General features: G+C 59.9%; 7 protein-coding genes and 1 pseudogene. 2 read left to right on the top strand and 6 right to left on the bottom strand.

The annotated features are described in order from the left end of the window. A pseudogene (locus tag ACIREA_RS18605) lies at nt 1-231 on the bottom strand (adenylate cyclase); the annotation flags it as partial. A gap of 8 nt (nt 232-239) precedes the next feature. After that, the gene (locus ACIREA_RS18600; protein ID WP_397383834.1) at nt 240-1,295 is read right to left on the bottom strand and encodes an ROK family protein; all 1,056 of its coding nucleotides are present in this window, start codon (nt 1,293-1,295) and stop codon (nt 240-242) included. Nucleotides 1,296-1,480: 185 nt separating this feature from the next. Here ACIREA_RS18600 and ACIREA_RS18595 point away from each other — a divergent pair, with 185 nt between their 5' ends. Next, nucleotides 1,481-2,695 (top strand): alpha-hydroxy acid oxidase, encoded by a 1,215-nt coding sequence (locus tag ACIREA_RS18595; protein WP_397383833.1) that lies wholly within the window; start codon nt 1,481-1,483, stop codon nt 2,693-2,695. A 29-nt stretch (nt 2,696-2,724) separates the two neighbouring features. Here ACIREA_RS18595 and ACIREA_RS18590 read toward each other — a convergent pair whose 3' ends face one another. From ACIREA_RS18590 to ileS, 4 genes are all read right to left on the bottom strand, one after another. Next, the gene (locus tag ACIREA_RS18590; protein WP_397383832.1) at nt 2,725-3,702 is read right to left on the bottom strand and encodes a DKNYY domain-containing protein; all 978 of its coding nucleotides are present in this window, start codon (nt 3,700-3,702) and stop codon (nt 2,725-2,727) included. A 119-nt stretch (nt 3,703-3,821) separates the two neighbouring features. Next, nucleotides 3,822-4,100 (bottom strand): hypothetical protein, encoded by a 279-nt coding sequence (locus ACIREA_RS18585; RefSeq protein ID WP_397383831.1) that lies wholly within the window; start codon nt 4,098-4,100, stop codon nt 3,822-3,824. 3 nt (nt 4,101-4,103) lie between these two features. Further along, the gene (locus tag ACIREA_RS18580) at nt 4,104-4,673 is read right to left on the bottom strand and encodes an FRG domain-containing protein (protein WP_397383830.1); all 570 of its coding nucleotides are present in this window, start codon (nt 4,671-4,673) and stop codon (nt 4,104-4,106) included. Between the two features lie 22 nt (nt 4,674-4,695). Next, nucleotides 4,696-7,533 carry an isoleucine--tRNA ligase gene (ileS, locus tag ACIREA_RS18575; RefSeq protein ID WP_397383829.1) on the bottom strand — a complete coding sequence of 946 codons (2,838 nt, stop codon included), beginning with the start codon at nt 7,531-7,533 and terminating at the stop codon, nt 4,696-4,698. Nucleotides 7,534-7,701: 168 nt separating this feature from the next. Between ileS and ACIREA_RS18570 the strand changes: the two genes are divergently transcribed. After that, nucleotides 7,702-9,685: right-handed parallel beta-helix repeat-containing protein (locus ACIREA_RS18570; RefSeq protein ID WP_397383828.1), on the top strand; the 1,984-nt coding region annotated here is incomplete at its 3' end.

Here is a 9,685-nt window from a genome sequence, read left to right as displayed (position 1 = left end):
CAGCAGCAGATCCCGCGCATGCTCCAGCGTGATGGGAAATTCGATCTCCGTGCGCGTGATTCCCGTGCGGCGGCTCTTCACCGTCATGAAAGCATCTTCACCGACAAGGCGCACACGCACAGTGCGGTCGGGATCGCGTGACAGATACCCCTGCGCCATGCGGCGGCCCGGGCCGGTGGGCTGCCACTGGCCGGGCTTGAGGAGGTATTTGCGTTCAATCTCAGTGCCCATGGGAAAACTCAATCCTTGGAAGAATAGAGCGCCACGAGTGCGGCGCCGATGGATTGAGAAAGCTCTCCCAGAGTCGCAGGCACCAGCTTGAGCTCAGCGCGTTGTTTCGGAAAGAGGTAGGGCAGCGCTGCGGCACGGATGCCGCCGAGGTAGCGCTCGCGAAACTCGGGCGTCGTGCTTTCGGGATCCACCAGACCACCGCCGATAACGATGATGCCGGGATCCAGAGCCATCGACAAATTCGCCATATGGATGCCAAGGGCACGCGCCTGGATGTCGAAGATCTCAAGCGCGAGGGGATCACCCTTTTGTGCGCGACCACGCAAGGAGAAGCCTTTGCTCTTCAGCGTTTCGTTGCTGGAGTTGAGTTCGTGATCCGGATACTTCGGCAGGAAAAACTCAAGGAACTGCGTCAGTCCGGAGATGGTGGAGTAGGCCTCGATGCAGCCCCAGTCGCGACCGCAGCCGCAGCGAAATGCGGGCACTTCATCCAGACCATGACCGAGAAGTTGACGCGGAATAGGCATATGCCCGCCTTCCATGCCAGCCAGATGATCGCCACTGAGAGGGAGACCATTGGCGTCAATGTAGGCCGCGCCGAGGCCGGAGCCCGGAGCCAGAAGAAGCACGCTCGCTTGGGTTTCGCCACGCACGCGGGCGGCCTCACCCACGCCACCGAAGTCACCATCGTTCCCCACGTAGAGCGGGATCTCGCGGCCAGCGGCTTTCGCGATCGCCGCCGAGTACTCGGCGTGGAAATTCCAGCCGATGAAGCTGTCCGGCAGATTGGAGGACTTATCGAGAACGCCATAGACTTGATATGGTCCCGGCAGAGCAAGACCTGCAGCGGCGACGCGGTCCCACGTGAGGCCATTGTCCTTGAGGAAACCTTCGGCGCCTTCGACCCAGCCGGCCACCACGGCGGCGGTGCCATTCTGGGAATTGGTCGAGCTCTGGCGGAGGTGTGTGGAGACGGGTTCACCATTGGCGAAGACGCCGCCGGTCTTGGAAGTGGTGGCTCCGGAATCGGTGCCGAGAAAGATGTCGCGGGTAGCAGTGGGCATAACGGGCCGCGAACTTGGAGAGCGAATGGCCGGTGGTCGAGAAAAATGCGTATCGATGAGCAAGAGACCTATGCAAACCTTGTGGTAAGAGATCCAACGACAGACGCCTGCGAGCATGCTGCCCGGGATGCACATTGACAGCCAGCCGGGGGCGGACGACTGGCAGCTCTTTCTTCCCCTTCTCCATGATCACACACGAGCTCGGCCGTCGTCGGTTTTTGCACATGCTTGCAACAAGTCCGGCTCTCGCGGGCGGCCTAGGCCTGGGCCATCTCTCCAGCGGGGTCGCCCATGCGGAGGAAGACCTCATCGCTGCGGCAGATCAGGCGGTGAACGTGCTCGAATTCGAAGCCGTAGCGCGCAAGAACCTACCGCCCTGGCACTACGCCTACCTCGCAACCGGCGTCACGGATGACTCCACACTCCAGGCCAATCGTGACGCCTTTGCCCGCTACCAGCTTCGCACGCGTCGGCTCGTCGATGTGGCGAAGGTGGACATGTCCGTGAAGCTCTTCGGCACCGAGTGGGAGTCTCCCATCATGCTCTCGCCCGTGGGCAGTCAGCGTGCGTTTCATCCCGAGGCGGAGCTCGCCACGGCACGCGCTGCCGCCGCGCAAAAGCACAACTTCATCGTCTCCACGCACTCCTCCACCGCCATCGAGGAGGTGAACAAAGTCATGGACCGCTCCGCGTGGTTCCAGCTCTATCCTACGGATGATTGGAACGTCACCCGCGCCGTGGTGAAGCGTGCCGAAAAGGCCGGATGCCCGGTCATGGTGCTCACCGTCGATTCACAAAACGGCGCGCTGCGGGACACACTCTTCAAGGTCCGCCGCTCCGCTCCGGTGAAGTGCACCGACTGCCATGTCGGCGGCTTTGCCTACACCAATGTCGCCAGCCGCAGGCCGATGTTTGCCGGGCTCGATCTCTCCACGGTCACCACGCAGCTCCCGCTGAACATGACGTGGGAGGTGCTACCGCGCCTGAAGGAGCTAACGTCGATGAAGCTGCTCATCAAAGGTATCGTCACCCGTGAAGACGCCGCACTCGCACTGCAGCACGGGGTGGATGGCATCATCGTCTCCAATCACGGCGGCCGCAGCGAGGACAGCAAACGCGCCAGCATCGACTGCCTGCCCGAAGTCATCGCCGCCGTAAACGGCAAGGTGCCCGTGCTCGTCGATGGCGGCTTCCGGCGCGGCACGGATTTCTTCAAAGCCCTCGCCATGGGCGCCAGCGCCGTCTGCATCGGCCGCCCCTATCTCTGGGCGCTCGCCGCCTTCGGCCAGACCGGGGTCGAAACCGTCCTCACCCTCCTGCGCAAAGAACTGCAGATCGACATGCGCCAGGCGGGTGCGGCGTCGATTGCGCAGATCACGCCGGAGTTTCTAGTGCGGTGAAGGCACGATGCGTTCCTTCATAGCTGATCCTACTGAACAGGTTTGCCATACTGGTAGCGTCGGTTCTTGTCCGAGGCCTTTTCGGGGTCGCTGGGATCCACCACAAAGGTCGCGGGATCAGCGCCAGTGATAACATTGGCTCCCTGATAAACCTGCTTGGCATCCTTGGCATAGCCAAAGCCCTGCGATGAAGGGCCGATCACTTCAAAGATCTGCCCATCCGAGTCAGGCAATGCGTGAGGAGGACTGCCACTCGAGTAGCAGAAGTAGGCATGCTTGCTGTCTTTGGCGAAGCGGTATTTCAAAAGCTGAAACGTCGCAGCATCGCAGCCTTCCACCACTTTCCCCTGCCAGTAAACATTCTTGGAATCCTTGGCGAACTCTCCCGACTCGCCGCCGATGCCCTGGAAGGAAGCGGCATCCGCACCGGCCAAGACCTCGCTGCCGAAGTACACCTGCCGCGCATCCTTCGCATACCAAGACTGAATCACCTGAAATGTAGCCGGGTCGGCAATCGGTGTGGCCACCCTGCTAACGTAGTAGTCCAAACTGTCCCGCGCCCAGATCTTGTCGTCTTTCCCACAGGCATTCGCGTCCAGCACCTTGAAGCTGGCCATGTCACGCACATGCAGGGGCTTCGTTCCCAGATAATAATCCTTCTTGTCCCGTCCCAGCCCTTCCATGCCCGTACGTTCAAAGCTGGCCGGATCCGCCCCTTCGATCACCGCTCCGCGGTCATACACACGCTTCGCATCCTTCGCCAGACCGCCCTGCTTCTCCAGCAGTTGAAACGTCGCCGCATCCGCCCCGTCCACCTTCGCGCCACCATGAAACACATCCTGCGTATTCTTCGCATAACCCTCCGGCTGCAAGATCTGAAAACCATGCTCATCCGTCACCTCCGCCTCCGACCACTTGCCGAACATGCCATCCCCCTGCCAACTGTTCCAGATCACCTTGTCCCCACGAATCTCATAGCCCACTTTTTTGCCGCAACTGGCGAGCAAGAGTGGGAGGAGGGTGCATAGGAGGCGGGCAATATTCAATAACTTCATCTTAGGCCGATATAGCATGGATAAGCTTGATTTGAAAATGATAGGCACCTGCAATTTGCGCAGCTTTTGGCTTATGCAGCGAGCACAGTTTGCTTCAGTGATTCAGCAAAACCGTCCATTCCTGGAAATAAGCTTTCAGCTGTAATATTCATCTTCCGAAGCTCTCGTTGACCGACGCGCCCAGCCTCTTTGGTGAAAACAATTTTTTTGAAATGTTTTTTTGTATCCGATAACCATGAGGCGCTGTTCTCATTATCGGACGCCTCCATTTGCGCCATGCAAACGAGGTTTGTGATGAAGTCCTCATGAAGATTATGAGGCATTAAGAACAGCCCTTGTTGAACAGCCAACCGCTAAATTTGCCGCGTAGGTTCAATCATCAAAATGGCATTTGAAAGATCATTTGGTCTTCCTCCGCCTTTATATTCTTCATGATATAAACTCAGTTTCTTATTTGCAAGCTGGCTCTGGGCATTCAGGCTTTCCTCTCTCATAAAGGCTTGCGGATCTAGGCAGGTTCGAAGCCATAAGTCATCAATTGCCCATATTGCCGAGTTTCCAGAGCTCGTTGAAAAGGCAAAGTGAGATGCCACGAAGAAAGAATAAGAGAAATCTAAAAGACGAGTTGGTGCACTATGATGCTGCATTAATGCCAACCAGCCAACCACATCATCATGGTCCGGCAGGTCCCGAGTATAAAGATGGGCACGACGTCGGAACTCTACCAACAATGCCCGCTCTTTATGCAAGAAGTAGTCCTCATGAATTTCCAATCTTTCGAACTCACGTTCGAGTGAGGTCTTTAGTCCCCACGTATCATTGGCCTGGCCTCGGAACAATGCAGTGCCTTGCTTTACCTCCGGCAGGTCATAAACCTGCGTCCAGTCGGCAATTGTGATGGTCTCGAAAGCATCGTTTTCCATAAGTTCAAAACCGGTGGCCTGATCACCCCACCGCCTCCACACACCGTCCGCACAGCGTCGGGTGCTCCGCATTGGCTCCCACATCCGGCAGATATTTCCAGCACCGACCGCATTTGCAGTGGGTGGACTCCTGCACGACGGCGGAAAGGTCACCGCCGCGGGTGATCTTGAGGTCGCTGAGGATGAGGAATTCGTGGAGGGTGGCGGGCTCGTTGAAGACGGGATGATCGAAGCCTTCGGCGGGCAGAGTCAGAGCGACGGTGGCTTCGAGGTTGGAGCCGATCTTCTTTTCCTGGCGGGCTTTTTCGATGGCCTGCTGGATGACGCCACGGACCTTGAGCAGTTCATTCACCGCGAGGGTGGCATCGCTGCCGGGGAAGGCAGGATTCGGCACCGGGAAGAGCTCCATGTGCACGCTGTCCTTGTGGCCGAGGTGCTCCCAGGCTTCGTCCGCCGTGAAGGCGAGCATGGGGGCGAGGAGGCGGCAGAGGGTCTCGGTGATCTCGCGGATGGCGGCCTGCGTGGCAAGGCGGCGCGGACTGGTGGCGGCGTCGCAGTACATCCGGTCCTTGGTGATGTCGATGTAGAGGGAGCTGAGGTCGCCAGTGATGAAGCTGTTGATGACGCTGAAGACCTTGCGGAAGTCGTAGTGCGCGTAGGCATCCACGCACTCCTTGGTCACGACGTGGAGGCGCTCCAGAATCCAGCGATCCACGAGGGTGTAAGCGGGCGCAACCGCAGCGGAGGCATGCGGCATGCGGGAGCCTTGCGGCACGTCCTCGTCTGGCAGGAGAGATGCTTGCTCGACATCCACATCCGGCAGGCGGGACGCTGGCGCGGCTTCACCGCTGAGATTCCCCAGCAGCACGCGCAGGGTGTTGCGGATGCGGCGGTAGTTTTCGCTGTTCTGCTTGAAGAGGTCTTCGGAGAACGGGACTTCGTTTTGATAGTCCACACTGGCCACCCAGAGACGCACCATGTCGGCACCGTAGGTGTTGTAGTAGTGGTCGGCGGTCATGGGCTTGGAGCTCTTGCCCGCGCCCTGATCGCTCTTGCTGATCTTCTTGCCGCTGGTGTCCACCACGAAGCCGTGGGTGATCACAGCCTTGTACGGCGCATGCCCACGGGCGATGATGCTCATCATGAGGCTGCTCTGGAACCAGCCGCGATGCTGGTCCGTGGCCTCGATGTAGAGATCCGCCGGAGCGTGGAGTTCGGGGTGGCGGTCCAGCACGCTGACGTGCGAGCAGCCGGAGTCGATCCAGACGTCGAGCGTGTCATTGCCACGCTTCGTGCCCGCAGGCAGGCCGACTTCCTCAGCCCACCAAGCGTCGTCTTTTTCAAACCAGAGATTGCTGCCGTGCAGCTCGATGATGACGGCCACTTTGGCGATGACCTCGGGGTCCATGATGATCTCGCCACTGGCGGAGTAGAACACCGGAAGCGGCACGCCCCAGGTGCGCTGGCGGCTGATGCACCAGTCAGGACGGCTTTCCACCGTGCCGTAGATGCGATTGCGACCCCAGGCGGGCATCCAGTGGACGGTGTCGATCTCGTACAGCGCCTTGGCGCGGATGTCGTCGATCTTGATGAAGAACTGCTCCACCGCACGGTAGATGATTGGCGTCTTGGAGCGCCAGCAATGCGGGTACTGATGGACGTACTTCTCGTTGCCGAGGAGCGCGCCTTTTTCTTCCAGCAGCGCGACGATGCCGTCATTGCTCTGGAACACATGCTTGCCCACGAACTCCGGCAGCCCGCACTCAGCGGTATACTTGCCATCGGGATCGACGGGGGAAAGGATCTCCAAACCATGCTCGCGTCCGGCCTGATAATCGTCCGCGCCGTGACCGGGGGCGATGTGGACTGCGCCCGTGCCGGTGTCGTCGGTCACGAACAGAGTATTGATCACCTTCGAGGTGCGCGGCAGGAAAGGATGCTGCGCGTCGAGGCCATTGAGCGCGTTGCCCTTGAGCTCTTCATTGGCGTGCTCGGTGTTCAGCTTGTAGCCGGTGGCTGCCTGGAAGGCTTCGATGCGTGACTTGGCGATGACCAATTTCTCCACCCGACCGCTCTCATGCGTGAAAGTGCCGCTGACGTAGTCAAAGGTGGGGTGCAGCGCGATGGCGAGGTTGGCCGGGAGCGTCCACGGCGTGGTGGTCCAGATGACGAGGGATGCGCCATCGCAGCCGGGCGGCGGATTCACCAGCGCAAACTTCACATACACCGCAGGCGAGGTTTTCTCCTTATACTCCACCTCGGCCTCGGCCAGAGCAGTCTGCGCGCCGTAGCTCCACAGCACCGGGCGCTTCATGCGGTAGACGAGCTTCTGCTCCACCGCTTTGCCAAAGGTGCGCAGGATGCCGGACTCGTAGCCGGGGTCCAGAGTAAGGTAGGGATTGTCCCAGTCGCCGAAAACGCCGAGGCGCTTGAAGCTGTTGCGCTGGATGTCGATGTACTTGCGTGCCTCCGCCTCGGAGCGCTGGCGCACTTCCACCGGAGTGAGACCGGCGGCGGATTTGACGACCTTGAATTCGATGGGCAACCCGTGGCAGTCCCAGCCGGGGATGAAAGGCGTGTGAAAACCCGCCATCGTCTTCGACTTCACGATGAGGTCCTTGAGGATCTTGTTCAGCGCGGTGCCCATGTGCACGTCGCCATTCGCAAACGGCGGGCCGTCATGCAGGATGAAGGTGGGCTTGCCTTTCGATTGCGCCACGATGCGCTGGTAGAGCTTCCCCTCCTGCCACTTCGCCAGGCGCTGCGGCTCCCGAGCGACGAGATCGGCCTTCATGGGAAAGTCGGTCTTCGGCAGCAGGACGGTGTCTTTGTAGTTCTTGGCAGTGTCAGGGGCGCTCATGGTTCGGGAAAAGGAGCGCGAAGCCTAGCAAGATGGGGGCGCGTGGCAAGGACGGAGGGCTTCGTCCTTAATCCTGCCGCGTTCGCCCCAAATCAGCCTCCCCCACGCCAATTCCCGCCCACAACACGCATTTGCCCTCCCGGCAGCATGGCGTATCGCTCCGCAACCATGTTCCCGACCCGTTCTCTGCTCCTCGCGTTCACTGCGTCCCTGCTTTCCACCGCTCATGCCTTGGAGGTCAAGATCTCCTCAGCCCTCACTCTACCCCAGGCGCTCGAACAAGTGCGCGCCGCACGGAAAGGCGGCGACAACTCCCCGGCGACGATTCTGCTCCCAGAAGGCACCACTGAACTGGCGCAGCCGATCCAGCTCGAAGCGAAGGATTCCAATCTGACCATCGCAGGCACGAAGAGCACACTCATCGGCGCCCCCCTCGTCACCGGCTGGCAGCCGCATGAGGGCAAGATCGTGAAGGCGGATGTCTCCAAGCTGCTGCCGAAGGGTTTCATCCCAAAACAACTCCTCAGCAACGGCGAGCGGCAGATTCTGGCGCGCTACCCGAACTTCGATGCCAAAGATCCTCTCTATGGCGGCTGGGCCTTCGTGGCCGAATTCCCGCCCGCAGGCGCTCCCGAAGGCCACCTGTGGAAACGCACGCTCTATGTGAAGCCCGAGGACGTGCGCAAATGGTCGCACCCCGAGGACGTGGAACTCGATATCTTCGCCCAATACGGGTGGTGGAATTTCATCGAGCCCGTGGTCTCGCTCGATCCCCAGACACGCAAGCTGACGCTGAAGAAGGACTGCGGCTATGACCTCCATCCGCACAACCGCTACCATTTTCAAAACGCCCTCGAAGAACTCGACGCCCCCGGCGAGTGGTTTTACGATAAGCACACTGGCACGCTCTACTTCTGGCCGCTTAAAGGTGAGGTGGGAACCTCCGACGTTCGCATTCCCACGCTCGACAGCTTCTTCAAAGTGAAGGCGGGTGCGAAAAAGGTCGTCATTCGTGGCCTCAAGCTCACCGGCTGCCATGCCTCCGCGATCACCTTTGAGCGTGCGGAAGATTGCCTCGTGGAGAAATGCATCATCACGCAAGTCGGTGCGTTCAGTGGCAGCGGCATTGGCGTGAGCGATGGCAAAAACGTGCGCCTCTCGCACAATGAAATCAGCTACACTGGCAGCAACGGCATCAGCCTGAGTGGCGGAGATCGCAAGACACTCACCGGCCCCGGACACATCGCGGAGGACAACCACATCCACCACATGGGTGTCTTCAACAAGAACGCCTGCGGCATCAGCATGTACGGCGTGGACAACACCGCCGCGCACAACCACATCCACGACGGCCCGCGCATGGGCGTGCAGATGAGCGGAAACAACCTCATCGTGGAATACAACCACCTGCACCACCTCTGCCTCGAAACGCAGGACGGCGGCGCCATCTACACCGGCGGGCGGGACTGGATCAGCAGCCGCGGCAGCAAATGGCGCTACAATTTGATCCACGACGTCATCGGCTGTGGGCAGGAATCCGGCGGACTGAAGCACCCTTGGTTCACCTTTGGCCTCTACCCGGACGACAACAGCGGCGGCATCGACATCATCGGCAACATTGTCTATCGCGTGGCCCACACGCCCATCCACATGCACAACTCACGCGACTGCATCGTGGAGAACAACATCTTCGCTCTCGGCGGCAAGTTTCAGTTCGATCTCCACGGCTGGACCAAGGATCAGCGCTTCTACACCAGCCACCTCGAAACGATGATCAAAGGTTACGAATCCGTCGCCGGTCAGCTAGCCTGGTCCAGCATGCGCAACATGGACCTGCACCCCAAGGACGCCATCCGCGACGACGGCACCATGATGAGCGGCAACAGCTTCCAGCATAACATCATGTTTGGCGACACCCCCGGCGTGAAATACGGCGACATCCGCAACGCCACACCGAAGTGGAACACCATCGACTACAACATCGCCTGGAACAGCGGCCACCCCATCGTCACCGGCATCAATCAAGTCGGCCCGGACAAAGGTGCACCGTTCGTCACCGAGACCTTCGACACCGTCGCACCCGGCAAAACACCCCCAGGCTGGGGCTTCAATCACCGCCCGAACAAAGACGTGCGACTCGTCGTCGCCGATG

The sequence above is a fragment of the Prosthecobacter sp. genome (assembly GCF_044373815.1).
In the GTDB taxonomy this organism is placed as follows: domain Bacteria; phylum Verrucomicrobiota; class Verrucomicrobiia; order Verrucomicrobiales; family Verrucomicrobiaceae; genus Prosthecobacter.
Note: the sequence above shows the minus strand (reverse complement) of the source record. Positions and strands in the feature narration are given on the sequence as shown.

Excerpts from the sequence above, each read along its gene's own strand:
- ACIREA_RS18600 (WP_397383834.1), bottom strand. The coding sequence starts at position 1,295 with ATGCCCACTGCTACCCGCGACATCTTTCTCGGCACCGATTCCGGAGCC.
- ACIREA_RS18595 (WP_397383833.1), top strand. The coding sequence starts at position 1,481 with ATGATCACACACGAGCTCGGCCGTCGTCGGTTTTTGCACATGCTTGCA.
- ACIREA_RS18580 (WP_397383830.1), bottom strand. The coding sequence starts at position 4,673 with ATGGAAAACGATGCTTTCGAGACCATCACAATTGCCGACTGGACGCAG.
- ileS (WP_397383829.1), bottom strand. The coding sequence starts at position 7,533 with ATGAGCGCCCCTGACACTGCCAAGAACTACAAAGACACCGTCCTGCTG.